The sequence below is a fragment of the Rhizobium freirei PRF 81 genome, from assembly GCF_000359745.1.
Classification (GTDB): Bacteria; Pseudomonadota; Alphaproteobacteria; order Rhizobiales; family Rhizobiaceae; genus Rhizobium; species Rhizobium freirei.
In genome coordinates, this window is record NZ_AQHN01000089.1 from 366,802 (window position 1) to 390,822 (window position 24,021).

General features: G+C 61.8%; 22 protein-coding genes. 7 read left to right on the top strand and 15 right to left on the bottom strand.

Annotated features, from left to right (window positions below):
- Positions 1-29 precede the first annotated feature (29 nt).
- From RHSP_RS29440 to RHSP_RS29465, 6 genes are all read right to left on the bottom strand, one after another.
- Entirely contained in the window at positions 30-1,094 is a 1,065-nt protein-coding gene (locus RHSP_RS29440; protein ID WP_004127637.1) for an ABC transporter ATP-binding protein, read from the bottom strand.
- Positions 1,091-2,020, bottom strand: a complete 930-nt coding sequence (locus RHSP_RS29445) for a PfkB family carbohydrate kinase (protein WP_004127638.1) — start codon at positions 2,018-2,020, stop codon at positions 1,091-1,093. Before RHSP_RS29445 ends, RHSP_RS29440 begins: the two co-directional genes overlap by 4 nt.
- On the bottom strand, positions 2,021-3,043 hold the full coding sequence (locus tag RHSP_RS29450; RefSeq protein ID WP_037155199.1) for an SIS domain-containing protein: 1,023 nt from the start codon (positions 3,041-3,043) through the stop codon (positions 2,021-2,023).
- Positions 3,040-3,885: a carbohydrate ABC transporter permease gene (locus RHSP_RS29455; protein WP_004127645.1), complete on the bottom strand. Its 846-nt coding sequence runs from the start codon at positions 3,883-3,885 to the stop codon at positions 3,040-3,042. The genes RHSP_RS29450 and RHSP_RS29455 overlap by 4 nt, the downstream gene beginning before the upstream one ends.
- Positions 3,885-4,769: a carbohydrate ABC transporter permease gene (locus RHSP_RS29460; protein ID WP_004127647.1), complete on the bottom strand. Its 885-nt coding sequence runs from the start codon at positions 4,767-4,769 to the stop codon at positions 3,885-3,887. Before RHSP_RS29460 ends, RHSP_RS29455 begins: the two co-directional genes overlap by 1 nt.
- A gap of 118 nt (positions 4,770-4,887) precedes the next feature.
- Positions 4,888-6,126, bottom strand: a complete 1,239-nt coding sequence (locus tag RHSP_RS29465; protein WP_037155204.1) for an extracellular solute-binding protein — start codon at positions 6,124-6,126, stop codon at positions 4,888-4,890.
- A 231-nt stretch (positions 6,127-6,357) separates the two neighbouring features.
- Here RHSP_RS29465 and RHSP_RS29470 point away from each other — a divergent pair, with 231 nt between their 5' ends.
- Positions 6,358-7,557, top strand: coding sequence for an ROK family transcriptional regulator (locus tag RHSP_RS29470; protein WP_004127650.1), 1,200 nt, complete (start codon positions 6,358-6,360; stop codon positions 7,555-7,557).
- Between the two features lie 95 nt (positions 7,558-7,652).
- Here the strand turns inward: RHSP_RS29470 and RHSP_RS29475 are convergent, their stop codons facing one another.
- Positions 7,653-7,997 (bottom strand): DUF6665 family protein, encoded by a 345-nt coding sequence (locus RHSP_RS29475; RefSeq protein ID WP_004127652.1) that lies wholly within the window; start codon positions 7,995-7,997, stop codon positions 7,653-7,655.
- A 253-nt stretch (positions 7,998-8,250) separates the two neighbouring features.
- Here RHSP_RS29475 and RHSP_RS29480 point away from each other — a divergent pair, with 253 nt between their 5' ends.
- Positions 8,251-8,784, top strand: a complete 534-nt coding sequence (locus RHSP_RS29480) for a methylated-DNA--[protein]-cysteine S-methyltransferase (RefSeq protein WP_004127654.1) — start codon at positions 8,251-8,253, stop codon at positions 8,782-8,784.
- Between the two features lie 98 nt (positions 8,785-8,882).
- Here the strand turns inward: RHSP_RS29480 and RHSP_RS29485 are convergent, their stop codons facing one another.
- The 5 genes from RHSP_RS29485 to RHSP_RS29505 form a co-directional block, all read right to left on the bottom strand.
- Positions 8,883-10,886: an aldo/keto reductase gene (locus RHSP_RS29485; RefSeq protein ID WP_004127656.1), complete on the bottom strand. Its 2,004-nt coding sequence runs from the start codon at positions 10,884-10,886 to the stop codon at positions 8,883-8,885.
- A 55-nt stretch (positions 10,887-10,941) separates the two neighbouring features.
- Positions 10,942-12,030, bottom strand: coding sequence for an ABC transporter ATP-binding protein (locus tag RHSP_RS29490; RefSeq protein ID WP_004127659.1), 1,089 nt, complete (start codon positions 12,028-12,030; stop codon positions 10,942-10,944).
- Positions 12,031-12,044: 14 nt separating this feature from the next.
- On the bottom strand, positions 12,045-12,881 hold the full coding sequence (locus RHSP_RS29495) for a carbohydrate ABC transporter permease (RefSeq protein WP_004127661.1): 837 nt from the start codon (positions 12,879-12,881) through the stop codon (positions 12,045-12,047).
- Complete coding sequence (locus RHSP_RS29500) at positions 12,878-13,738, bottom strand: carbohydrate ABC transporter permease (RefSeq protein ID WP_004127663.1); 861 nt, start codon at positions 13,736-13,738, stop codon at positions 12,878-12,880. Before RHSP_RS29500 ends, RHSP_RS29495 begins: the two co-directional genes overlap by 4 nt.
- A 226-nt stretch (positions 13,739-13,964) precedes the next feature.
- Positions 13,965-15,239 (bottom strand): ABC transporter substrate-binding protein, encoded by a 1,275-nt coding sequence (locus tag RHSP_RS29505; RefSeq protein ID WP_037155209.1) that lies wholly within the window; start codon positions 15,237-15,239, stop codon positions 13,965-13,967.
- An 86-nt stretch (positions 15,240-15,325) separates the two neighbouring features.
- Between RHSP_RS29505 and RHSP_RS29510 the strand changes: the two genes are divergently transcribed.
- Complete coding sequence (locus RHSP_RS29510) at positions 15,326-16,273, top strand: helix-turn-helix domain-containing protein (protein ID WP_037155212.1); 948 nt, start codon at positions 15,326-15,328, stop codon at positions 16,271-16,273.
- A gap of 61 nt (positions 16,274-16,334) precedes the next feature.
- Positions 16,335-17,105, top strand: coding sequence for a TIM barrel protein (locus RHSP_RS29515; RefSeq protein WP_004127670.1), 771 nt, complete (start codon positions 16,335-16,337; stop codon positions 17,103-17,105).
- Positions 17,106-17,129: 24 nt separating this feature from the next.
- On the opposite strand, the gene copD is transcribed toward RHSP_RS29515, so the two are convergent.
- Positions 17,130-18,014 carry a copper homeostasis membrane protein CopD gene (gene copD, locus RHSP_RS29520; protein WP_004127674.1) on the bottom strand — a complete coding sequence of 295 codons (885 nt, stop codon included), beginning with the start codon at positions 18,012-18,014 and terminating at the stop codon, positions 17,130-17,132.
- A 425-nt stretch (positions 18,015-18,439) separates the two neighbouring features.
- On the opposite strand from copD, the gene RHSP_RS29525 reads away from it, so the two are divergent.
- Positions 18,440-19,186: a metallophosphoesterase gene (locus tag RHSP_RS29525; protein ID WP_037155217.1), complete on the top strand. Its 747-nt coding sequence runs from the start codon at positions 18,440-18,442 to the stop codon at positions 19,184-19,186.
- Between the two features lie 8 nt (positions 19,187-19,194).
- Here RHSP_RS29525 and RHSP_RS29530 read toward each other — a convergent pair whose 3' ends face one another.
- Together RHSP_RS29530 and RHSP_RS29535 are read right to left on the bottom strand one after the other, a co-directional pair.
- Positions 19,195-20,676: an NAD-dependent succinate-semialdehyde dehydrogenase gene (locus RHSP_RS29530; RefSeq protein ID WP_037155220.1), complete on the bottom strand. Its 1,482-nt coding sequence runs from the start codon at positions 20,674-20,676 to the stop codon at positions 19,195-19,197.
- Positions 20,677-20,748: 72 nt separating this feature from the next.
- Complete coding sequence (locus RHSP_RS29535; RefSeq protein WP_037155223.1) at positions 20,749-22,020, bottom strand: 4-aminobutyrate--2-oxoglutarate transaminase; 1,272 nt, start codon at positions 22,018-22,020, stop codon at positions 20,749-20,751.
- A 388-nt stretch (positions 22,021-22,408) separates the two neighbouring features.
- Here RHSP_RS29535 and RHSP_RS29540 point away from each other — a divergent pair, with 388 nt between their 5' ends.
- Positions 22,409-23,239, top strand: a complete 831-nt coding sequence (locus tag RHSP_RS29540; protein ID WP_037155226.1) for a MerR family transcriptional regulator — start codon at positions 22,409-22,411, stop codon at positions 23,237-23,239.
- 96 nt (positions 23,240-23,335) lie between these two features.
- The gene (locus RHSP_RS29545) at positions 23,336-23,962 is read left to right on the top strand and encodes a ribonuclease D (RefSeq protein WP_037155229.1); all 627 of its coding nucleotides are present in this window, start codon (positions 23,336-23,338) and stop codon (positions 23,960-23,962) included.
- The last annotated feature ends 59 nt before the right edge of the window (positions 23,963-24,021 follow it).

Sequence of the window (24,021 nt, forward strand, 5' to 3'; positions counted from 1 at the left end):
TGGACGACCATCCCTGAAGCGCCGTAGGCTCATTGGCAACGCCGGCCGGTGGCGCGGTCGAAGAGATGCAGCGCACTGGCGTCGAAGCCGAGTTTCAGCGTCTGTCCCTCGGCAATGGTCGTGCGCGGCGGCAGGCAGGCCATCAGCCGCTGCGAACCCGTATGCGCCGTCACGATCAGTTCCGGGCCTGTCAGTTCCGCCACCTCGCAAACGGCCTCAAGCTGGCCCTGCTCGTCGAGGTAAAGCGTTTCCGGCCGGATACCAACCACCAGCTCCTGCCCTTGTTTGATCTCAGCCTTCGCCGTCGGCATTGGCAGCGTGATCGAGGTTCCGTCGATGCGTAGTGACCCTTGGTCGGCGGTCGCATTCAAAAGGTTCATCGGTGGTGCGCCGACGAAGGTCGCGACATAGAGCGTTGCCGGATGATTATAGATTTCATCCGGCCTGCCGAGCTGCTCGATGCGGCCGTCCCGCATCACGGCGATACGGGTTGCGAGCGTCATGGCCTCGATCTGGTCGTGCGTCACGTAGACGACGGTGGTCTTCAGCATCTGGTGCAGGCGCTTCAGCTCGGTGCGCATTTCCATGCGCAGCTTGGCATCGAGATTGGAGAGCGGCTCGTCGAACAGGAAGACCTCCGGCTTGCGCACCAGCGCCCGGCCGATCGCCACGCGCTGGCGCTGGCCGCCGGAAAGCTGGCTCGGCTTGCGCTCCAGAAGCGCCTCGATCTGCAAGAGCTTCGCCGCCTCGCGCACCGCCTTGTCACGTTCGGCGGCAGGCACCTTGCGCATTTCCAGGCCGAAGCCGATGTTGCGGTGGACCGAGAGATTCGGATAGAGCGCATAGGACTGGAACACCATGGCGATGTCACGGTCCTTCGGATGCACGCCGAGCACCGAGCGATCGCCGATGCGGATATCGCCGCTGGTCGCCTCGGCAAGCCCGGCGATGATGTTCAGAAGCGTGGACTTGCCGCAGCCCGAGGAGCCGAGCAGCACGAGGAACTCGCCGCTTTCAAGCGAAATATCGATACCTTTCAGCGTCTCCAGCGCGCCATAGCTCTTGCGGATGTTCTGGATTTCGAGCGCGCTCATCGAACGTCCTCCTCGGATGCGTTGGCCGTGCCGTAGCTGCGCGGCAGGGTGGAAATGGCGCGGGAAGCGACCGCGGTCCCCGCCGCAAGGCAGGCCGCAATCGGCTCGCTGCGGGCAACGGCCGCCAGGAAGCCGGCATTGAAGACATCGCCGGCGCCGATGGTGTCGACGACGGTGACCTGCCGCGCTGTGGCCGAAACGAGATCACCGCCGGCATCGATGGCAAGCGCACCATCAGGGCCGCGCTTGACGACGAAGACGGCGCCGTCGGGCATCAGCGCGTGCAGCGCGCGTGCCGCCTGGGCCGGGTCGTCCATGGCGGCAAGCGTCGTCGTCTCGACTTCGTTCATCAGCGCGACGCCGCAACGGCAAAGCCAGCGCCGCGCGGCATCGCAATTCTCCTTAGTCCAGCCGTCGAGCGGCCAGCCCGTGTCGAGCGCTATCGTAATCCGGTGCTCGTCGGCCCAGTCGAACAGGGCGTCGTAGCTGCGTGTAAGGTCGTCTGTGAGGAAGGCGCCGCAGAGCAACGCATAGCCGCCGGAGAGCCTGTCGCCATCGAGAACGGCCAGAACGTCGGCGAAGCTGAATCGCGGCAGATGGCCGCGCGTGGTAAAAAAGGTGCGCTCGCCATCGGGATGGGTGATGCCGACGGAGAGCGTCGTGCCCTCCGGCCTCACGGGCCATTTGCTGCTGCGCGTGCCGAAGGCTTCGCTGAGCCAGCGTCCGAACTGGTCGCTGCCGACATTGGCCGAGATTTCGTAATCGACGCCGAGGCCCTCCCAGGCGAGCGCGCTATTGCCCGCCTGGCCGCCGACGCGCAGCTCGTCATGATCGACGATGATCTCGGTCCCGGCCTTCGGCCATGGTGTCGCCGGCCCTAGGATCAGGTCGATGTTGACATTGCCGATGACTGCAAGCGGCTTCATTCACTCGCTCCGCGTGATCTTGGTGGTGCGCACCGGCGTACCGGCATTCTCCACCCGCTCGTCGGCAAAGGCGATCATCAGCAACTGGGCGACGGGCAGCATCTGGAAGATGGCAGCAAGGCCGGTTTCCGGCTTGAAGCGCAGTGTGACGCAACCGGGAACCGCTTCCTCTTCGGAACCATCGAAGACGATCACAGGCGCACCCGTCTCGACGGCGGAAACGGCCATGGCCGTCACGAGGCTCGCCGTCGCATCGTTGCCGCGGAACAGCACGACGCCGATCGAGGGGCCGAGCATCTCCATCGGGCCATGACGCAACTGGCCGCCTTCAAGCGAGAAGCAGGGGCGGCGGGAAAGTTCGGTGAGGCCGAGCGCTAACGCTTCGGCGACGCCCTGCAGGCGGCGGCCGGAGGTGACAACCGTCGCGACATTGGCGAGAGCCCTGAGAGCGGGCTCGATATCGGGCACCTCAGGAGCCTGCAGCACCGCCAAAGCATGCGCCGAATCCTGCCCGAGGGCAGCGAAGATCGCCAGATGCAGCGCAAAGCTGACGGTGAGGCTGCGGGTTGCCGCAAAGGCAAGCTCTGTACCGCCGGCGCCGACGAGCGAGGGCGCGGCCTTGGCAAGGAAGGAGCTGCCCTCCAGCGTCAGGCCAAAGGTCTCGGCGGTGCCGCCCGTTTCGTTGAACCAGCGTACGACCTCGGCGCTCTCGCCGGATTGCGAGGTCATGAAAATCGTGCGCCCCTCCAGCGGCAGCGGCTGGCCGAGCTGTTCGGAGAGCGGCAGCGCGATCGCATCGATGCCTGCTGCGCGATAGAGCGGCTCGACGGCGCGGTTCACGGCATGGGAGCCGCCCATGCCGAGCAATAACAACTTGCCCGTGCGCTTCAGCGAGGCGGCGGCCCTAGCGGCCATATCGGCGGATGCTTCGAACGAGGCAAGCGCATCGGCATGTTGGCGGGCCATTTCGCGGTCGATGGCGGCAAGGCCGGCGGGGAGTGTTTTCTCTTTGGTCATGGTCATCCCTTGACGCCGCCATTGGTCAGGCCCGAGATCAGGGCGCGTTGCATGACAAGGCCGATCAGCACCGGGGGCAGGGCGGCGAGCACGCCAGCGGTGGCGATCAGTCCGTAATCCGAGACACGGCCGCCGGCGAGATCCGCGATGGCGACGGTGAGGGTTTTTGCGCGCTGGTCTGAGGTAAAGAGCAGCGCATAGAAGAATTCATCCCAGGCAAGCAGGAAGGCGAAGAGCGCCGAAGTCGCCATCACGGGCATCGCAAGCGGCAGCGTGATGATCTTCAGCGTCTGGAACAGCCCGGCGCCGTCGATCATCGCCGCAGCCTCGATCTCCTTTGGAATGGAATCGAAGCCGGATTTCATCAGCCAGGTCGTGAACGGCGCCAGGATCGTCAGATAGACGAGCGCCAGGCCGAAGACGTTGTTCAGCATGCCGACATGGGCAAGGCCCATATAGAGCGGCACGGCGAGCGCCACCGGCGGCAGCATGTAGGTGGCGATGACCATGGAAAGCGACCATCCGACGGACGGCGTGCGCGACACGGCCCAGCCGGCGGGGATGGCGAGCGCGATGGCGGCGATGGTCGCCATGCCGGCCACTTCGATGCTGTTGCGCAGCGATGAGGTGAAGGCGGCGCCCTCGCTGTTTGCCAGCGTCGACAGCAGCACCTTGTAGCGCGAGAAATCCGCCGTCTGCGGCCACCAGCGCAGCGGCTTGGCGGCAAGATCGGCAGCCGGCGAAATGCTCATGATGAAAAGCCAGGCGATCGGCGCCAGGATGATGACGGCGAGCAGGATGGCGCAGACATAGATGAAGCAGGTAAAGAGCGGGCTCTTGCGTTCCATCAGGTGGCACTCTCCGCGGTTTTGCGGACAAGGGCAGCGTAGGTGGCGGCAAGTACCGTCACCAATAGCGTGACGATGAGGGCGAGCGATGCGCCCGACCCCGCTCGCTGGAAGGAGAAGGCTTCCTGATAGACGAGGATGGAGAGCGTGCGCGTGCTGTTTGCCGGGCCACCACGGGTCATCACCCAGATGATGTCGAAGACCTTGAAGGCCTCGATGGTACGCAATACCAGCGCCACCATCAGCGGCCCCGCCAGATAGGGAAGGATGACGAAGCGGAAACGGGTGAACGGTCCCGCGCCATCGACCAGCGATGCGGCGGTGATATCGCGCGGCACGGCCTGGAGTGCTGCTAGCGCGATCAGCGCCACCAACGGGAAATTCTTCCAGCAGTCGGCGACGATGAGCGCCGTCAGCGCCGTGCCCGGTTCGCCAAGCCAGGAGCGATAGGCGTCAAGCAGGCCAAGCTGGGTAAGGGCAGCGTTCAGCGCGCCATATTCGGGATTATAGATCAGCCGCCAGAGCGTTGCGTTGACCACCGTCGGCAGCGCCCAGGGCAGGATCATCAGCGCGCGCAGCACGCCGCGGCCCTTGAAATCCTGGTTGAGCAGCAGGGCGGCCAGCACGCCGAGGACCATCTCGGCGGCGACGGAGACGATGGCGAACCAGGCCGTGGTGATCAGCGTGCGCTGGAAGCTGGGGTTCGCCAGCATCTTTGCGTAATTGTCGATGCCGACGAAATTGCCGCCGGTTCCCACAAGCTTCGCGTCGGTGAAAGAAAGGCCGACCGTGTCGACGAGAGGCCAGCCGATGACCGCGATCATCACCACAAGCAGCGGCAGCATCAAAAGCCAGGCGCGAGTTGTCATCGAGGTGCCGGACATGGCGGGCCCCTTCTTTCATTCTTCATGGGGATCAAGAGGCGGACGGCAACTAGAGCATGATCGGCTTTCGGTCGAACAGACCAAAAATCATCCGCTCTAGCACCGCCCGATAAGACTATCAGAGACCGCTGTTGGAGGCAGCCGACTTCAGCGCGTCTTCCGGCGAAGACTGGCCGAGCAGCGATTCCTGGATCGCCTGCTGAAGCGCTGTCGAAAGTTCCTGATATTTCGGCGTCGTCGGACGCGGATACATGGCGGCGAGGCCGACCTTTGCGGCCGCGATCAGTTCTTCCTGGCCCTTCGTCACGGCCGGGTCACCATAGGAGGATGCCCAGATCGGCAGGCTGAGCTTGGCATACTGGTTCTGCGTCGCCTGCGAGGTCATGTAGCTGATATATTTCCAGGCTTCGTCCGGATGCTTGCTGGCCGAGGTGATGCCGAGGCCCATCGAGCCGTTGACGGCTGAAGCCTCGCTCTTGCCGGCAACGCCCGGCGCCGGCACGACGCCGACCTTACCCGCGACCTTGCTGTCCTTCGGGTCGTTGGCCATGTTGTACATGTAGGTCCAGTTCAGCGCGAAGGCGGCATCGCCGTTTTCGAAGACCTTGCGGACGTCCTCTTCGAGGAATTCCTTGGAGTTCGGATTGGTGAGGCCGGACTTGTAGCTGGTGACCATGTATTTCAGGGCATCGAGGCCGCCGCCGGTCTGGAAATTCGGCTTGCCGTCCTTGATGAAGTCGCCCTTATAGGCGCTGACGAGCGTGGCGTAGTCGCAGATCGCGGCTTCGGCCTGCGACCAGCTCCAGGCGATCGGGGTGGCGAGAAGGCCCTTGTCCTTGATGGTCTTCGCCTGCTCGTTCAGCTCGTCCCAGGTCTTCGGCGGCGTCTTGATGCCGGCCTTTTCCAGGATTTCCTTGTTGTAGAACAGGTACTTGGTGTCGAGGATCCACGGCATGCCGAAATATTTGCCGTCATACTGGACCGTCGTCCAGGCGCCGGGGAGTACGCTCTTCTTCGTGTCGTCGGAGATGCGCGAGGACACGTCGACCAGAACCTTGTTGGTCGCGTATTCGGCAGGCCAGATCACGTCGAACAGCACGACGTCGTAACCGCCGCCGGAGCCCTGCGCCAGCACGGTCTTGTCGTGCAGGCCTTCGTAAGGAACGAATTCTAGATTGACCTTGATGTCCGGATTGGCCTTGGTGAAGGCATCCGTCATGGCGCGGACATCGGCTTCGCTATAGGCGGCCTGCGCCATGAAGAGGGCATTGATGGTCGTCTCGGCAAAGGCGTGCGAGGCGAAGGATGCGCCGATCAGCGCCGCGCCGAGCAATGTCTTGTTCAATGATTTCAACATTCCATCCTCCAGTTTTTGACAGTCACGCGATTTTCGGGATGGCGGCGGCGATGTCGCCATCAATTGGTGGACAGGCAATTGGCCAAAGCCTGCTGCCGGGCATTGGTCCGAGCGTCTTCGGAGCTCCAGCGCTCCTTATCTTCCCCAACGAAACTCTGTGGTTTCTTTTAAGTCAATTGTCTTGACTAATTTGTTCTTCAATATTGTAGTGGTGTCAAGAGGCAAATAGAGATGAACGATAAGCGCCCGATCAGGGCTACGAGCGGAACGAACCATGAAGGCACCAGCGCCCATAACCGGCGGGTGATCATCGACGCGCTGCGGCTGAACGGCGCGCTCTCGCGTGCCGATCTCGCCCGAGCCACCCGCCTGACGAAGCAGACGGTCTCCAACATCATGGAGGAGCTGGAAAACGACGGGCTCGTCACATCAAGGGAGACAGTGCGCCGCGGCCGCGGCCAGCCCTCAACGCCCTACGGCTTGGTGCCGGAAGGTGCCTTTGCCATCGGCCTGCAGATCGACCGTCACATCACCCGCGCCATCGCGGTCGATCTTGTCGGCAATGTCCTCATCCGCAAGGAAGCGAACCTGCCGGCCGGCGGGCCCGTCACCGGCACGCCCGTCGTCCTGCAGCTCGTGGAGGATGTGCGCGCCGAGCTGAAGCAGCGCGTGGCCCAGGCGGAAAAGCGCCTCGTCGGCCTCGGCGTTGCAATGCCAGGCCCGTTCGGTATCGACCAGGACGATGCCGAAAATCCCTGGATGATGGGCCCCTGGCAGCGCTTCCCGCTGCTGGAAACGCTATCCGCGGGCACCGGCCTCAATGTCACCCTGCAGAATGATGCCGCCGCCTGCGCCACGGCGGAGCGCATGGTCGGCGCGGCGCATGGGCTCGATCACGCCGTCTGCCTTTATGTTGGTTATGGCATCGGCGCAGGGCTCATACTTGGTGGCGAGCTCTATCGCGGCGCGCGCAGCAATGCCGGCGAAATCGGCATGGCGCTATTGTCGGCCGGCGGCGGAAAGACCGTGGAACATAGCGCGTCCCTGGCTTCGCTCTACGAGCATCTGGGCGTCGACCCGATGGCGCCCGATATTTATGCGCTGATAGACGAGCGTGCCGCAGCGAATGATCCTGATATTCTTGCCTGGATCGAAAAGGCGGCAGTCGATCTGCGCTGGAGTGTGCATCTCATCGAAACGGTCTTCGACCCGCAGACGGTGATCCTGTGCGGCGGAGCGCCGGCGGCCCTGGCAACGCGGCTGATCGAAGCCATGCAGCCGCTCCTGCCATCCAATGCCGATCACGCCGGCCGGGTGCTTCCGCGCCTGCAGCTCGGTATGACCGACCCCTGGGCGGTCGCACGCGGTGCTGCCGCCGAGCCGATCGGCCATGCTTTCGATCCGCGTTTCTCGGCGATATTGAAGTCGTGAAATCTGGAGCGATTGCAGGAAAGCGTGCAGCGGTTTTCCGTCCGGAATCGCGTCGGAACGATGACCTAAAAAGGCTTGACGCTTCTGCGGAGCGCTTATGCTTTCTTGGGATGGCGCGGGCTGGCGCCGAGCCTAGCAAGCACCTGGTTCGGAATGCCGTAACGCTGAATGACGTCGCGGCCGTTGCGCAGGCCGCAGATCTCGCGATGAATGAACATCGCCCAGACGGCTTCCGCAGCGGTGTCGACCAGCCGTTCGTGTTCTGCGCCTTGCCTACCCTTTGCCTCGCCCTCCTGCAGGGCGGCGAGTGCCTCCTCGACCTTCATGCCGTGCCGTCCGAGCGAGCTCGCCCTTTCCGACATCATCTCATATTCGAGAATCCCGAGGCCGGCCTCGTTCATCCGGGATGAGTTGAAATTGCGCGGCGGTCGAACTGTCATCTCAGGCTCCGCATGCTGATGATCTGTCCTGCCTTGGTTCTACACAATTCCAGCCTATTTCCCAAGTGTGACCATGCCGTCTCCGCTTAGCTTGAACCGACGCGTACGGAGTCGAAACTGCTGGATTTCACCGTCCAAAATCTCTTTTCGGGTGGCTGGAGGCCATCATTTGAGGTCCAATGCGAGCATAAGCGTTCCGTCAGCGGTGATCTCGCCCGATGCCATGAGCGCATTTCAAGGAAAGGATATCGGCATGACCAAAGCTCCGAGATATGACGGAAAGCACTATATCTATCGGATCATCAACTCGCCGGTTGGCGCCTTGAAGCTCGTCGGCAGCGATGATAGACTTGCCGCAATCCTCTGGGACAATGATCGGCCGGGCCGCGTGCCGCTGCCGATCGTCGCTGAAGACGAAAATCATCCAATCCTGTTGGAGGCCGAACGGCAGCTCCTGGAATATTTTGCCGGCAAACGTCAAGTCTTCGATCTGCCGCTGGACTTTGCCGGGACGGAGTTCCAACGGAAGGTGTGGCAGGCGCTGCTCGCCATCCCCTTCGGCCAGACACGGAGCTACCGCCAGATCGCAACGGAGATCGGCGCGGCGAAGGCGATCCGCGCGGTCGGTGCCGCCAATGGCCGTAACCCGATCTCGATCATCGCCCCCTGCCATCGTGTGGTGGGATCGGCCGGTGATCTCAGGGGATTTGCCGGCGGTCTCGAGCGCAAGGCCTATCTGCTGCGGCTCGAAGGGGCCGATACGAAGACATTCGATTTCGCCGCCTGACCTCTCGGCGATCATTGACCGCGCAACATGCAAAAGGCCCATCTGGAGAAGCAGATGGGCCTTTCATTTTGGTGCTGCCTTAAATCGGCGGGCCTATCTCAGCCTTCGAGCCACTTCACCTGTTCCGGCGTCAGCTTGATGTCGAGCGCCGAAAGGCTGTCTTCCAGCTCCGCGACCGTGCGCGGGCCGATCAGCGGGATGACGGGGAAGGGCTGGGCGACGACATAGGCGAGCGCGATGTGGATCGGGCTGCGGCCGAGCTTCTGCGCCAGTTCGATCGCCCTGTCGCGGCGGCCGAAATTGCGGTCGGAATACCAGACGCGGACCAGTTCCTCGTCATCGCGCTTGTCGCGGCCGGCGCGGTCGGTGAAGAAGCCGCGGCCCTGGCTCGACCAGGCGAAGTTCGGGATCTGCTTGGCATTGAGCCAGGCCTTCCAGTCGTCGTCGGAGGCGGCCACGCATCCGGCCCAGATCGGGTCGAGCATTTCCGCCAGCGAGAAGTTGTTGGAAAGTGCCGCTGGCGCCTTCTTGCCGTTCTTCTCGGCATAGTCGATCGCTTCGTCGAAACGAGCGCGCGTCCAGTTCGAGCCGCCGAAGATGCCGCGGATGCGGCCGGCCTTCACCTCAGCATCCATGGCATCGACGAACTCGCCGACCGGAACGTCGGTATTGTCGCGGTGCATGAAGTAGATGTCGACATAGTCGGTCTTCAGGCGGTTGAGCGACTGGTCGAGTTGCTTGGCGATCATGTCCGGATAGCACAGTGGCGAATGCGCGCCCTTGCCGATCAGTACGATCTCCTCGCGCGGCACGTTGCGGCTGGTGTGCCAATCACCGAAGATGCTCTCCGTCTTTCCGCCGCCATAGACATAGGCGGTGTCGAAGGCATTGCCGCCGGCTTCATAGAAGGCGTCGAGCGTCAGCGAGGCGGCTGCGAAATTCGGGAAGAACTCGAAGCCGAGCGTGACGAGCGATGCTGGCTTGGCGATGCCCGGAATGCTGCGCTTCGGGATGCCGTTGCCCTTGGTCACGGTCGCGCCGGCGATGTTCTTCGTGCGGTGCGCCGCCTTCTCGACACTATATTCGAGGCCGATAGAGGCGCGCCATTGGTCGAGGACCCTGAGATTGCCGATCGAATCCGCCCAGCCGATGCCGGGATAGGCGAATTCTTGTCTGCCGGCGCGAATGGCATCGCCCGCAGCATCGACTTCGAAGGAATAGAGCCAGCGCTCTTCCTTGACTTCGATTGTCTTCGTCTCGCCGCCCTTGATCACTTCGATCTTGCCGACGCCACCCTTGTGGCCGGAGGCGAACCAGAAGTCTGCGACTTCGATGCGGCCTTCGGAGCCGATGATGCGCAGTGTGTTGTCCTGGTTCGCCATGATCGAGCAGGACACTTCGGCGATGATCTCGTTCGGGAATTTCAGGACGGCGGAAGCCCATTCGTCGACGCCGGTCTGGCCGAGATGGCCGACGCCCGACACCTTGTCGGGATCGAGAAACGGCTTGCCGGCGGCCGCACCAGCGATCAGGCGTGCCATGGAGACCGGATAGCCGCCGACATCGAGGATGCCGCCGCCGGCCATGTCATTGGCAAATAGCCGGTGTTCCGGATTTACTTTGCCCATATTGAAGCCGAAGGAGGAGCGGATGATGCGCAGCTCGCCGATCACACCGCTCTTGATGAGCTCGATCAGCTTCGCCGTCTGCGTATGGACGCGATACATGAAGGCTTCGCCGGCGAAGACACCGGCTTTCTTCGCTGCATAATAGATGGCCTCGGCATCGAAGGCAGAGAGCGCGATCGGCTTTTCGACGAGCACATGCTTGCCGGCGCGGATTGCCTTGATCGCCCATTCGGCATGGCCGGTATGCGGCGTGGCGATATAGACGGCGTCGATGTCCTTGTCGGCGAGCAGGGCTTCATAGCCATTGACGATGCGCGCGCCGGGAAAATTGTCGCCAAGGCCCGGCTTGCCGGGGTTGCGGCTGGCGATGGCCACCAGCTTGCCGCTGCGGGAATGGGCAATGCCATCGGCAAAAGTCTGCGCGATCCGGCCGGGGCCGATGATGCCCCAGCGGATGGATGTATCGGTAGTCATGAAACGGTCCTTTCCTAAATCTGCATGCTGTCTTGGGAGGGGTAGAAAGCAGCGCCTACCGCAATCGGTTGCCGGCGCTGTCGAACAGGAATGTTTTCGCCGCCGACAGCGCCACGGTGAGCTTGTCGCTGTTGCCTGTGGTGCGGGACTCCTCGCGTTCGATCACGATCTGCTCGTTGGCGGCGATGTTGGCGTAGATGTAGCTGGTATTGCCGAGATGCTCCGCGACATCGACATCGACGGTCAGGTCGGCATCGCCGCGTCCGGCGTCGAGGAAATGTTCCGGGCGCACGCCGATCGTCACCTGCTGGCCGATCTCTATTTTCGCGGAGGTGACGGCGAGCGTCAGACGAACATTGCGTTGGCTTTTCATGACGATGATGGCGCGGCCGGGCTGAACGTCGACGACTTCGGCCTGCAGGAAATTCATCTTCGGCGAGCCGACGAAGCCGGCGACGAACTGGTTGGCCGGGTCGTCATAAAGATCAAGCGGCGCTCCCACCTGCTCGATGTTGCCGCTGCGCAGCACCACGATCTTGTCGGCAAGCGTCATCGCTTCCGTCTGATCGTGCGTAACATAGATCATCGTCGTGCCGAGCTTCTTGTGAAGCCGCGAGATTTCGACGCGCATCTGGACGCGCAGTTCCGCATCGAGGTTGGACAGCGGCTCGTCGAACAGGAAGATCTGCGGTTCGCGCACGATGGCGCGGCCGATGGCGACGCGCTGGCGCTGACCGCCGGAGAGCTGCTTCGGCCGGCGCTGCATCAGCTCGGTGATCTGCAGGATCTCGGCCGCCTGCTTCACGCGGCGATCGGTGTCGGCTTTCGGATTGCCATTCATGCGCAGGCCGAAGTTAAGGTTCTGCTCGACCGTCAGGTGCGGATAAAGGGCATAGGACTGGAAGACCATGGCGATACCGCGATCGGCGGGCTCAGCGTCGTTGACGACGCGGCCGCCGATCTTGAGTTCGCCGCCGGAAATATCTTCCAGTCCGGCGATCATGCGCAGCAGTGTGGACTTGCCGCATCCGGACGGCCCGACGAAGACGACGAATTCGCCGTCCTTCACCTCGAGATTGGCGCCGTGAATGATTTCCAGCGAACCGTAGCGTTTGACGATATTGGTAAGGGATAGTTCAGCCATACGGGTCCCCGGAATTATTTGACTGCGCCGGCGGCGATGCCGGCGATGAAGTGGCGTTGCAGGAGAACGAAGACGACGAGGATCGGCGCTGTCAGCATCACGGCGCCGGCCATGATGCCGCCCCAGGAGACCCTGGTGAGGCCGATCAGCGTCCCGAGCGCCACGGGCGCGGTCATCATTCCCGGACGGGAGTTGATGAGCAACGGCCAGAGGTAGTTGTTCCAGGATGCCAGGAACAGGATGATGGCGAGAGCCGCCATCGTCGGCCTTGCCAGCGGCAGGGCGATGCGCAGGAAGATCTGCCATTCCTTGACGCCCTCGACGCGAGCGGCGTCAAAGAGCTCGCCGGGCATCATCGAGAAGGCCTGGCGCATGAACAGCACGCCGAGTGAGTTGAATAGTGGCGGTACGATCAGCGCGACCCATGAATTGGCCAGCCCGAAATCTCGCGCCACCATGATGAATTGCGGGATGACGACGACGGAGTAGGGTAGCGTGATCGTGCCGAGGATGATGCCGATGACGCCCGAACGGCCGGCGAACTGGTAGCGCGCCAGAGCCCATCCGGCCATTGAGGTCAATAGCACCGACAGGAAGGTGTAGACGACGGCAACGACGATGGAGATCGTCATAGCACCGATGAAGTTGGTGTCGGCCTGCAGGTTCCGGACGTTGTCCATGAAACCTGTCGACGGTGTCAGGATGATGCCAGGGCTGAAAATGCCGTAATCGGGCATGGTCGAGAAGACGAACATCATCCAAAGCGGAAACAGCCAGATGATGGCGAGCGGCACCAGCAGGCCGTGCAGCGCGATCGAGCGGATCAGAGTGGATTTGGACTTCGATTTCATTTCGGTTCGCGCCCCACCCAGAGATTGAGGAGAGAGATGGCTACCGCGAGCGCCGCCATCGTGTAGGCGACCGCCGAGGCATAGCCGAAGTTGGTCGACTGGAAGGCCTGGCGATAGAGCAGCAGGCCGAGCGTCTCCGTCCCGCCGCCGGGGCCACCTCTGTTTGTGATCAGATATGGTTCGGTGAAGAGCTGCATGGTGCCGATGACGGACAGCACGACGCAGAAGAGAATGATCGGCTTCAACAGCGGCAGCGTGATATGAATGAACTGCTGGAAGCGGTTGACGCGGTCGAGAGTCGCGGCCTCATAGACATCCTCGGGGATCGATTGCAGCCCGGACAGGATGATGATGGCGTTATAACCCGCCCAGCGCCAGGTGACGGCGATGATGATGAGCACCATGGCGGCATGCGATTCCGCGAACCACGACACCGGTGCGAAGCCGACCGTACCGAGCAGCTTGTTGACGATGCCGAAATCGACGTTGAACATCAGGCGGAAGACAGCGGCATAGGCCACCTCGCCAACGACGACAGGTGCGAAGAAAGCGAAGCGGAAAATGCCACGGGCCTTCAACAGCGGTGAATTCAGCAGCACCGCCATGACCGTGGCGAGCGTGATCATGACGGGGACCTGGACGATCAGGATGATCAGCGTGTTTTGCAGCGCGTTGTAGAAGGCCGGGTCGCCAAACAGGCGCCCCCAATTGAGCGACAGATTGTAGACCCACGGATTAACCCGGGTGTTCTGGAACGAAATCAGGAACGAATCAATGATCGGCCAGACCCAGAAAGCGGCGAACACCAGAAGATAGGGTGCAAGGAACGCATAGGCGCTCCGGTTTCGCAACCGCATGAAAGCCTCCTCACTTTATGCGCAGTGAAATGATGCGTGACATCGCATCCCCGCCGCCCCTAGAGCGTGACGCCGAAAAGTGTAGGCGGTTTTCGGACGACGTCACGCTCTACTTCTTTGATTCTAGAGCGGATTCAGATTTTAGGTCGAACAGACCTAAAATCATCCGGCTCTAGGGCGGCGGGGATGCCGAGCGCGGCTTGGGATGCGCGCCCGGCAGTGTCACTCATTTCGCGAGTGGCAGGCCTGTCGCCGAGGCGATCTGCTGGGCCGCGTCGTCGAGCGCTGCCTTGCCGTTTGGATAGCCGCCGGCAAGGTATTTCGTCTGGACGGCCTTTATGACCTCATCGGCGTCACTGAAATACTGGGTCCCAGGGCTCGGGTGGATTTTCGGCAGGGTGGCGAGGATATCGGCCCAGACCTTTTGCCCACCCCAATAGGGCTGCGGCTGGTTGACGAAGGGATCTTGGACCGCAGTCAGAAGCGACGGCACGAGCCCGAAGGACTTCAGCATGGTCACCTGGCCCTCATTGGTGCCAAGCGTGTATTCGAGGTACTTCCAGGCGGCTTCCTTGTGCTTGGAGCCGCTGGCGATTGCGAGCGACGAACCGCCGAGATTGGCTGCGTGTGGGCCGTCGGCCGTCATGCTCGGCATCGGATAGACGCCCCATTTGCCGGCGAGATCCGGCGAGGTGGAGCGGACTGTGCCTTCATACCAGCCGCCATAGAGCTGCGATGCCACCTTGCTTGCAGTGTTCGCCTGGATTTTCTCGTTCCAGTTTGCCGCGGTCATCAGGCCCGCGTCCTTGATCCCCTTCACCTTGTCCAGCGCTTTGACGCAGCCGGGCTGGTTGACGGTGATGCTCTGGCTGTCACTCGAAAAATAGCCGCAGCCTTGTTCGTTGGCGAGCATGCGGAACCATTCTGTGTCGCCGTTGAGATCGGCCTGCGTCATGACGACACCGGGATTGGCGGCGGAGATCTTCTTGCCGGCGGCGATGAAATCGTCCCAGGTCTTGATCGTTGCCGGATCGACGCCTGCCTTTTCATAGAGATCGCGGCGATAGAACATGGTGACCGGGCCGGAATCCCACGGCATCGCATAGGCTGCGGCGCCAACTTCGAGTTCCGCGCGCTTGAAGTCCGGGAATTGCTTCTTGAGGCTGTCGTTGTAGCCGAGTTTCGTCAGGTCGGTCAGGCAGTCCGGAAAGCGGTTCCAGAAGATCGATGCTTTGTGGTTTTCGATCGACATGACGTCGGGCAGACCGTCGCCGCCGGCAGCGCAAGCGGCCAGCATTTTGTCGAAGACCTGCGGGTTGCCGATGTCCTGCACATCGACCTTGATGTCGGGGTATTTTTTATTGAAGCCTTCGACCGTCGATTTCAGTGCAGAAGCGGCGATGTTCCAGCTCCAGACTGTAATGGTAGTTTGTTCTGCAAAGGCAGAACCGGAAGCGAGTAAGGCAGCAAGCGCCGTCGCCCCAGCAAGTTTTAAACGCATTGAAAATCCTCCCTTTTCAATTGCCGTCCGCTAGCGAACGCGTTTAAATTAGCTCCCGGTACGCTTCTGTCTCCTAAAAAGGGAACATCGACTTGGCGAAAAGTAAGGTAGGTGAACGGGCGGTTTATCAGCCAGGCGCAAGCAGCGTCGAGGGGCTCCCGACAATCCTGCAGATGTTCTATTCCCATCCGCTGCCGATGGCGAAGCCACATTGGCATGCGCAGGTGGAAGTGAACTACATCGTGCGCGGCAGCGTGCATTATCAAATAGGCGATCATGAGCTGCATCTGAAGGCCGGCCAGATCTGCCTCTTCTGGGGTGGCCAGCCGCACCAGCTGGACGAACTCTCCGATGACGCGATCTATGCCGGCGCGCATCTGCCGCTCGTGCATTTCTTCCGACTGCGGCTGCCGCTCGATATTTCCGGCCGCCTCATTCGCGGGCAGACCCTGATAAGCTCGGCAACGGATGCCGCCGATGACGAGAATTTCGCCCGCTGGCACCGTTATGTCATGTCTGATGATGGCGCCAAGGCCGAACATGCCGTCGCCGAACTCCTCCTTCGCCTGGAGCGGATCGCCTTCGAGCCCTATCGCATGGTGCCGGAAAAGCAGGGCAGCCTTGCGAACGAGCAGGCTCATCCGCAATCCTCGCGCAGCCTGGCGAGGATGTGCGATTTCATTGCCGAAAATTTTCTCGACGATATTGATACGGTCGATATCGCCAAGGCAGCACATCTTCATCCGAAATACGCCATGAACCTCTTCAAAAAATCGACGGGCATGACGCTGGCCAAATATGTGAATCTACTGCGCCTTTCGCGTGCCCAGGCGATGCTGATACGGGACGAGGCCAACGTGCTTCAGGTCGCCATGGACAGCGGTTTCGGCTCGATCAGCGCCTTCAACAAATCCTTCCGCCACATCGCAGGCATGACGCCTTCCGATTTCCGTCGCGACATGCGCGTGCTTTCCGCAATGAATGTGGAAGCCCTCGAATCGTCCATCAGGCGTCCTCCGCAGATTCAACGCTGAGACCCCTTGCGGTCGCTGCAGATCCCAAGCATTGCTGATGACAATTTGGGAGGAGATTTCAATGCGTCGGTTTTCGGCTTGTATCGAGTGGTTGTTCGCGCACGACGGCGACGCTTTTGCAGATCGTGTTCGGCGGGCGCATGAGGCAGGGTTGGATGCGGTCGAGTTCTGGCATTGGAGAAACAAGGATCTCGATGCGATTGCCGCCGCGGTCGCCGAGACCGGCATTGCAGTGTCCGGCTTCGTCGCAGAGCCGATGATCGCGCTGACGAATCCGGCAAACAAAGAGGCTTGGCTGAAGGGTCTGCGTGAGTCCGTCGGCGTGGCGCAGCGCCTTGGCGCGTCGGTTTTGATTGCGCAGGCCGGCGATGATCTGCCGGAGTTTTCGCGTGCCGAGCAGCGGGCATCCCTGGTTGCAACCCTCAGCGCCGGCGCGGATATTCTTAAGGGATCCGGCGTTCGGCTCGGCCTCGAACCATTGAACACCAAGATCGATCATGTCGGCTATTATCTGTCTTCGACGGCGGAAGGCCTGGATATCATCGATGAGGTCGGCCGTCCGGAAATCGGCATCGTCTACGATCTCTATCATTCGGCCGTCATGGGCGAAAACACGCAGCAGGTGGCCGGCGATCGGCTCGACCGGATCGTGCATCTCCATGTCGCCGATCATCCCGGCCGCGGCGATCCCGGCACCGGCCATATTGATCTCAGGGAACGGCTCGATTGGCTGTTTGACCAAGGCTATCGCGGCAGGGTAGGCTTGGAATACCGGCCGGCGACCAGTGACGCCGCTGCCGTTCGCGATGTGATCAAGTCGCTCGGTGGCTAGTCTCTTGGGAAGGCGGCTCGCAAGCTAAACCGGTTCCAGCGTGCCGAAGACGGCAACCAGCCCGATTACGGCAATGCCGATGATGATCTCGGCGATGCTTCCGAGCCGAAGCGCCTGCAGGGCGCGGCTCGGATTGCGGCCGATCCAGGGTACGAAGACATAGCGATTGAGGACGGCCAGAAGCGCCATGCCGGCGACCAATGCGATCTTGATGGCAAGCAGCTTTTGGTAAGGCGAAGACCAGTCCGTCGGCAGACGTTTCAGGATCAGCATCGTATTGACGATGCCGGAGAGAATGACGAACGCAACGGCCCAGTGCCCGACTTTCGAGAAGCGGCGCAGCGCCAGCCCCGCATCCGTCCGGCACTCCGGCCGGCTCAGAAGCCGCAGAATGGGGATCAGCGGCACCAGCGCCCCCAGCCACCCGCCGCCCGTCAGCACATGGAAGATATCGTTGGCGCGGTGCGCCTGGCGCAGTGAGCCTTCCAGCATGGAGGCGTGGCCGGTCAGCGAGAGTGCTGCGAGCCCGAAGCCGGAACCCAATGCCAGCCCGAGGCGGCGGCGGCTTTCCGGCAGCAGGAAAGCACAGACCATCATTGCCGCTGCAACCGCCTGTACCTGCCAGGCCTGACCGACCGTTGTATTGAATAGGACATCATGCAATGTCCCGAAATCGAGCGCATCGCTCCAGCCATTGCCGATGGTGGCCGTGGCCGCCGGAAGCGATATCAGCATCGTCAAGGCGGCAATCACCGTGATCAGGAAAAATGCCATCGCAGACATGCGCCAGACGATATCCGCGATCGACCTGGGCACCAGAAAGGTAAGATAGGCGCAGGCACCCCACAGCAGCATCAGCGATGCGTCATGAAGAAAGCGGCAGAGTTCGAGCGCTGATGTCGATTCCATCAAGGCTTCACGATAAAGTTACGGCGGTCATAAAGGTGAAGCTCCCGATTAAGGTTTGGTCCGTTCCGACCGGGCAAGCGCACGAAGCGGTCTCGACGCCACCGAAAGCCCGAGAGAACAGCAATGCCGGGCTCGGCCCAGGCTCCCGTTGATCAAAGATTCTCCCGCGAGCTTGTCAAGCGCGATAGAATTGCGGATACGCCCTGTCAACTTTCTCCATGCATAAAGGCGCCGTTCGAGGCGCTTTGCCGCAAGGCAATCCGGTGTCACAGGGTTTGGCCGATTGCGGCACCAGTCACGAGCGTCGATTTCCGTCGTTCGGCAAAGAATCGTCGCTTTTGAGTCCTTTTACAGAGATCGTTGAGGCATTTCGGGATGTATGCTCGAAAGGGAATTTTATGTCGGCAGTCAGGATACACGAGAAGATGGCTCAGGGTTTCGGCCATCGTCGGCTTCGCGAGCGGCTCGAGCATCTCGATGTGCCCACTTATGTCATCGGCGACGTGCATGGCCGCTACGATCTCCTGAGCGCGCTGGAGCGCAAGATCGTCGCCGATGCCGCAGGGCTTCCCGGCCGAAAACTCATTATCATGCTGGGAGACTACATCGATCGCGGCCCGGCTTCCGCACAGGTCGTCGGCCGTCTCATGGCGAGGCCGCCGAAGGGTTTCGATCGCATTTGCCTGACCGGCAATCACGAAATGGCCATGCTCGCCTATGTCGATGGCGAGATATCGCTGGACGATTGGGCGGCGCTCGGCGGCGACGCGACGCTTGCTTCCTATGGCGTGGATATCTCCACGCTGCAGCAGCAATATCCCAACTCCAGAAAGCTCGACACATTCATCCGAACCTGGCTTCCGGACGATCACATCAATTTCCTGCGCGGGTTGCCGATTCTGCTCGATACGCCGCAGGCCTTGTTCGTCCATGCCGGCATCGATCCCGATCGCTCGATCGCCGATCAGCAGGACGACGACCTGGTCTACATCCGCTCTCGTTTCTATGACAGCGCGCAGCCGCTGCCGAAGCTGATCGTGCACGGCCATACGCCCATCCGGCAGGCCAAAGTCAGCGGTCTCAGGCTCAATCTCGATACCGGCGCTTTTCACACCGGTCGATTGAGCGCGGCCCGCCTGTGGCAGGGCCGCGTTCACATTACCTCGACTTGATTTGCCGGCTATAGATTGCCCATGCAGAGATACTTCATTTCCAGATAGTCGTCGGCGCCGTGGCGCGAGCCTTCGCGGCCCAGGCCGGATTGCTTGATGCCGCCGAACGGCGCCGTCTCCGACGACATTATGCCGGTATTGATGCCGACCATGCCGTATTCCAGCGCCTCGGCCACCCGCCAGACCTTCTTGAGATCGCCGGCGAAGAAATAGGCGGCAAGGCCGAATTCGGTGTCGTTCGCCTGAGCGATGACATCCTCAACGGTTTCGAAGCGGAAGAGCGGTGCGACCGGGCCGAAGGTCTCTTCGCGGGCGACCTTCATGGTCCGGTCGATGCCGGTCAGAATGGTCGGCGCGAAGAAGGTGCCGGCACCTTCGATGCGCTTGCCGCCGAGCAGGATCCGAGCGCCCTTCGATACTGCGTCCCGAACATGGTCTTCCGCCTTGGCGACCCCTTGTTCGTCGATCAGCGGCCCGATGGTCACGCCCGGCTTGAAGCCGTCGCCGACCGAAAGCGCCGAGACCTTGACGGCAAGCTTGGCGGCGAAGGCATCATAGACGTTGGACTGGACATAGATGCGGTTGGCGCAGACGCAGGTCTGGCCGGCATTGCGGTATTTCGAAGCCAGAGCCCCTTCGACGGCGGCATCGAGATCGGCATCGTCGAAGACGATGAAGGGCGCGTTGCCGCCAAGCTCGAGGCTGACTTTCTTGATCTGGTCGGCGCACTGGCGCATCAGGATGCGGCCGACCTCGGTCGAGCCGGTGAAGCTGATCTTGCGCACCTTCGGATTGCCGCAGAGCTCGCGGCCGATCGCCGGGCCGTCAAGGCCGACGATGATGTTGAGAACGCCGGCCGGAATCCCGGCCTCTTCGGCAAGGACGGCAAGCGCAATCGCCGTCAGCGGCGTCTGTTCCGCCGGCTTCGAGACGACAGTGCAGCCAACGGCCAGCGCCGGCGCGATCTTGCGGGCGATCATGGCCGCCGGGAAGTTCCAGGGCGTGATCGTGCCGACGACGCCGACCGGCTGCTTGATGACGACCATGCGCTTGTCGTTGGAAGGCGCGGGGATGGTTTCGCCGTAGATGCGCTTGGCCTCTTCCGCATACCATTCGACATAGGAGGCGGCATAGAGGATTTCGCCCCTCGCTTCCGGCAGCGGCTTGCCCATTTCGGCCGTCAGGATGTTGGCCAGCTCATCGGCATTGGCAACCATCAGATCGAACCACTTGCGCAGGATAACGGCGCGCTCCTTGGCTGGCCGGGCGGCCCAGGCAGCCTGGGCGGCATAGGCGGCATCGATCGCAGCCGTCGTCTCGGCGGCTCCCATGTCGGGGAGGCTGGCGAGCACTTCGCCGGTCGCGGGATTGATGACATCGAAGGTCTTGGTTGCGCCACCTGCCGTCCAGGCGCCGTTGATATAGCCGGCGGCGCGCAGGAAGCGCGAGGAGAAGGGGACATGCTTGGTCATTGCTGTTGTAAAGGACATGCTATGCACTCCGACAGGTTTCGTCCGGCAGGCCGCACGGGCGGATAATCAAGAAGATGCGAATGGCGGCGATTAGCGAGAGGCGCTCGCCTCGAGCAGCGATGCCTCGAGAATATCGAGCGCCTCGCTGAAGACGCCATCCTGAATGGTGATCGGCGACAGGAAGCGTATGACATTGCCGTAGACGCCGCAGATCAGCAGGATCAGTCCCTTGTCAAGCGCGATCAGCCGCACCTTGTTGGCGAAATCTGCGCTCGGCAGCTTCGTTGTCGCATCGTTGAATTCGACCGCATTCATGAAGCCGGGGCCGCGAATGTCGACGATTTCAGGCACCTTGTCGCGCAGCGATTCAAGCCGCTGCTTCAGGCGCGAGCCGAGTTGGTTGGCGCGGTCGCACAGGCCTTCTTCGGCGATAACGTCGAGCACGGCATGGGCAGCCGCGATGCCGAGCGGATTGCCGCCATAGGTGCCGCCAAGACCGCCCGGACCAGGCGCATCCATGATTTCGGCGCGGCCGGTGACGGCGGCGAGCGGGAAGCCGCCGGCAAGGCTTTTCGCCATGGTGACGAGATCGGCGGCCACCTCATGGTGGTCCATCGCGAACATCTTGCCAGTACGCGCAAAGCCGGTCTGCACTTCGTCGGCAATCAAGAGGATGTCGTGCTGATCGCAGATCTCGCGCAGCGCCTTCATGAAAGCCGCAGGCGCCGGATAGAAGCCGCCTTCGCCCTGGACAGGTTCGAGGATGATTGCAGCGACGCGCTGAGGATCGACATCGGCGGCAAAGAGCTTCCTCAGCGTTGCCAGCGATTGCTCGACGCTGACGCCATGCAGCGGCACGGGAAAGGGCGCATGGAAGACGTCGCCCGGCATCGGCCCGAAGCCGATCTTGTAGGGTGCCACCTTGCCGGTCAGCGCCATGCCCATGAAGGTACGGCCATGGAAGCCGCCACCGAAAGCGACAATGGCGGAGCGGCCGGTGGCGGCGCGGGCGATCTTGACGGCGTTTTCGACCGCTTCGGCGCCCGTCGTCACGAAGATCGTCTTCTTGACGAAATCGCCAGGGACGATCGCGTTCAGCCGTTCGGCGAGATGCACATAGCTCTCATAAGGCACGACCTGATGGCAGGTATGCGTGAAGCGATCCAGCTGTTCCTTGACGGCGGCGATGACGCGGGGATGGCGATGGCCGGTATTCACCACGGCGATGCCGGAGGCAAAATCGATATAGCGGCGGCCTTCCTTGTCCCAGATCTCGGAATTTTCGGCGCGATCGGCATAGATCTGCGTCGTCATGCCGACACCGCGGGAAATGGCGGCGTTCTTCCGTTCGGTCAAGGTCATTGCGGTGGCTCCAAGAAGGCAGTTTCGAATTATCTTGCAGAAGTTCTGCAAGTTCTTTAGAAAAGTCCTACATTTTTCCTGCAAGATTTCAAGCGGGATTTTGTGTGGGTGACAAGAATGCGTTGGAGGCTCCGATGCTACGCTGCGTGGTCTCGCAAGGCGCGCCGGGCATGCCCTAGCGCCTTGAAAAGCTGCGCAATTTCTTAAATCGATTTAGGGAAATGTGCTGCTGGCGCTTCATTCGTGCTAAACAGGCCGAAAGACTGGAGCATTCCCAGGAAAAGTGCGCAGCGATTTTCCTGGGAATGCATGAAGAAACAAGAGGATAGGGCGTTTTCGCGAGAAGAAGAAAAGCGGAAATGCTCTGGAGATCGGGAATCATTGGCAAATGAGCAGCATCGAACCCGAGCGCTATCCAGTACGCTACAAGGTGGCGGAAGCGGCACGTCTGACCGGCGTATCGGCCTCCACCTTGCGGTTATGGGAAAGCCAGGGATTGGTCGTGCCCACCCGCTCGGAAACCGGGCACCGGCAGTATAGTGCCGAGGACGTGGCGCGGCTGAAGCGCATCTCCTGGTTCCGCGCCGAGCGCGGCCTCAATCCGGCTGCGATTCGCGAGGCGCTCGAGACGGAGGATGCGGGCGCGAACGGCCTGGAGAATGGCGAGCAATCCGCATCCTCCGACATCGGTCGCAGGTTCCGGTCGCTGCGCCATGCTGCCGGAAAGACGCTGGAGCAGGTTGCCGCCGACATGGGCATGACCTCTTCGACGCTGTCGACCCTGGAGCGCACCTCGCAGGGCGTCAGCTTCAAAACCCTTCACGACCTTGCGGATTACTACGGCACGACCGTCTCGCGTCTGTCGGGCGAGGAGCGCGAGGATGTTCCCGCACTGATCCGATCCGGCGAATGGCGCGCCTGGCCGGCGACGACGCCTGGCGTCACCGTCCAGTTGCTCGCCGAGGGAAGAACGATGATGGATTGCCATCGCTTCGTGCTGGCGCCGGGGGCCGCAAGCGAGGGCGCCTATCGCCACGAGGGCGAGGAGTTCATCCATGTCCTGGCCGGGCGCCTGGAACTGGTGCTCGACAGCGACCAGTTCTTCGATCTCCTGCCCGGCGATTCGCTTTATTTCGAAAGCCGCCGCTATCATTCCTGGCGCAACCGCCACGACGGCGAAACCATCTTGCTCTGGATCAACACGCCGCCGACATTTTGAACTGTGCCGGTATCGTTATCCGGTATCGTTATCACCCGGTCTGTTCTATAGAACGGACGAAAAGCGAATTCAGAAAGACCGAGCCGGGAGAGTTTCATGGCTGCCACTATCCGCTATCACGAGGGCGATATTTCCGCCGCCGATGCCGCCCGCTACACCGGCGCCATAGCCATCGACACCGAAACCCTCGGCCTTATCCCACGCCGCGACCGGCTTTGCGTCGTGCAGCTTTCGCCCGGCGACGGCACGGCCGATATCATCCGCATCGCCGCCGGTCAGAAACAGGCGCCCAATCTCGTCGCCATGCTTGCCGACCCTGCGCGTCAGAAGATCTTTCACTATGGCCGCTTCGACATCGCTGTGCTGTTCCACACCTTCGGCGTCACGACGACTCCGGTCTTCTGCACCAAGATCGCCTCGCGTCTCTGCCGTACCTATACCGACCGCCATGGCCTGAAGGACAATCTCAAGGAGATGCTGGACGTCGATATTTCCAAGGCGCAGCAATCCTCCGACTGGGCGGCCGAACCGCTGTCGCAGGCGCAGCTCGAATATGCAGCTTCCGACGTGCTCTATCTCCATGCGCTGCGCGAGAAGCTGACGCAGCGGCTTCTGCGCGATGGGCGTATGGACTATGCCGACGATTGCTTCGCTTTCCTCCCGACCCGCGCCAAGCTCGACCTTCTTGGCTGGGAAGAGGCCGATATTTTCGCGCACAGCTGACGCTTCGCGTACAGGACGAAATCGACAGGCCGGTGCCGCACAAGTGGCATCGGCCGTTT

Excerpts from the sequence above, each read along its gene's own strand:
- RHSP_RS29545 (WP_037155229.1), top strand. The coding sequence starts at position 23,336 with ATGGCTGCCACTATCCGCTATCACGAGGGCGATATTTCCGCCGCCGAT.
- RHSP_RS29470 (WP_004127650.1), top strand. The coding sequence starts at position 6,358 with ATGAACGATAAGCGCCCGATCAGGGCTACGAGCGGAACGAACCATGAA.
- RHSP_RS29500 (WP_004127663.1), bottom strand. The coding sequence starts at position 13,738 with ATGCGGTTGCGAAACCGGAGCGCCTATGCGTTCCTTGCACCCTATCTT.
- RHSP_RS29485 (WP_004127656.1), bottom strand. The coding sequence starts at position 10,886 with ATGACTACCGATACATCCATCCGCTGGGGCATCATCGGCCCCGGCCGG.
- RHSP_RS29515 (WP_004127670.1), top strand. The coding sequence starts at position 16,335 with ATGCGTCGGTTTTCGGCTTGTATCGAGTGGTTGTTCGCGCACGACGGC.
- RHSP_RS29505 (WP_037155209.1), bottom strand. The coding sequence starts at position 15,239 with ATGCGTTTAAAACTTGCTGGGGCGACGGCGCTTGCTGCCTTACTCGCT.
- RHSP_RS29480 (WP_004127654.1), top strand. The coding sequence starts at position 8,251 with ATGACCAAAGCTCCGAGATATGACGGAAAGCACTATATCTATCGGATC.
- RHSP_RS29530 (WP_037155220.1), bottom strand. The coding sequence starts at position 20,676 with ATGTCCTTTACAACAGCAATGACCAAGCATGTCCCCTTCTCCTCGCGC.
- RHSP_RS29445 (WP_004127638.1), bottom strand. The coding sequence starts at position 2,020 with ATGAAGCCGCTTGCAGTCATCGGCAATGTCAACATCGACCTGATCCTA.
- RHSP_RS29460 (WP_004127647.1), bottom strand. The coding sequence starts at position 4,769 with ATGTCCGGCACCTCGATGACAACTCGCGCCTGGCTTTTGATGCTGCCG.
- RHSP_RS29465 (WP_037155204.1), bottom strand. The coding sequence starts at position 6,126 with ATGTTGAAATCATTGAACAAGACATTGCTCGGCGCGGCGCTGATCGGC.
- RHSP_RS29440 (WP_004127637.1), bottom strand. The coding sequence starts at position 1,094 with ATGAGCGCGCTCGAAATCCAGAACATCCGCAAGAGCTATGGCGCGCTG.
- RHSP_RS29490 (WP_004127659.1), bottom strand. The coding sequence starts at position 12,030 with ATGGCTGAACTATCCCTTACCAATATCGTCAAACGCTACGGTTCGCTG.
- RHSP_RS29455 (WP_004127645.1), bottom strand. The coding sequence starts at position 3,885 with ATGGAACGCAAGAGCCCGCTCTTTACCTGCTTCATCTATGTCTGCGCC.
- RHSP_RS29475 (WP_004127652.1), bottom strand. The coding sequence starts at position 7,997 with ATGACAGTTCGACCGCCGCGCAATTTCAACTCATCCCGGATGAACGAG.
- RHSP_RS29495 (WP_004127661.1), bottom strand. The coding sequence starts at position 12,881 with ATGAAATCGAAGTCCAAATCCACTCTGATCCGCTCGATCGCGCTGCAC.
- RHSP_RS29525 (WP_037155217.1), top strand. The coding sequence starts at position 18,440 with ATGGCTCAGGGTTTCGGCCATCGTCGGCTTCGCGAGCGGCTCGAGCAT.
- RHSP_RS29535 (WP_037155223.1), bottom strand. The coding sequence starts at position 22,020 with ATGACCTTGACCGAACGGAAGAACGCCGCCATTTCCCGCGGTGTCGGC.
- copD (WP_004127674.1), bottom strand. The coding sequence starts at position 18,014 with ATGGAATCGACATCAGCGCTCGAACTCTGCCGCTTTCTTCATGACGCA.
- RHSP_RS29450 (WP_037155199.1), bottom strand. The coding sequence starts at position 3,043 with ATGACCATGACCAAAGAGAAAACACTCCCCGCCGGCCTTGCCGCCATC.
- RHSP_RS29540 (WP_037155226.1), top strand. The coding sequence starts at position 22,409 with ATGAGCAGCATCGAACCCGAGCGCTATCCAGTACGCTACAAGGTGGCG.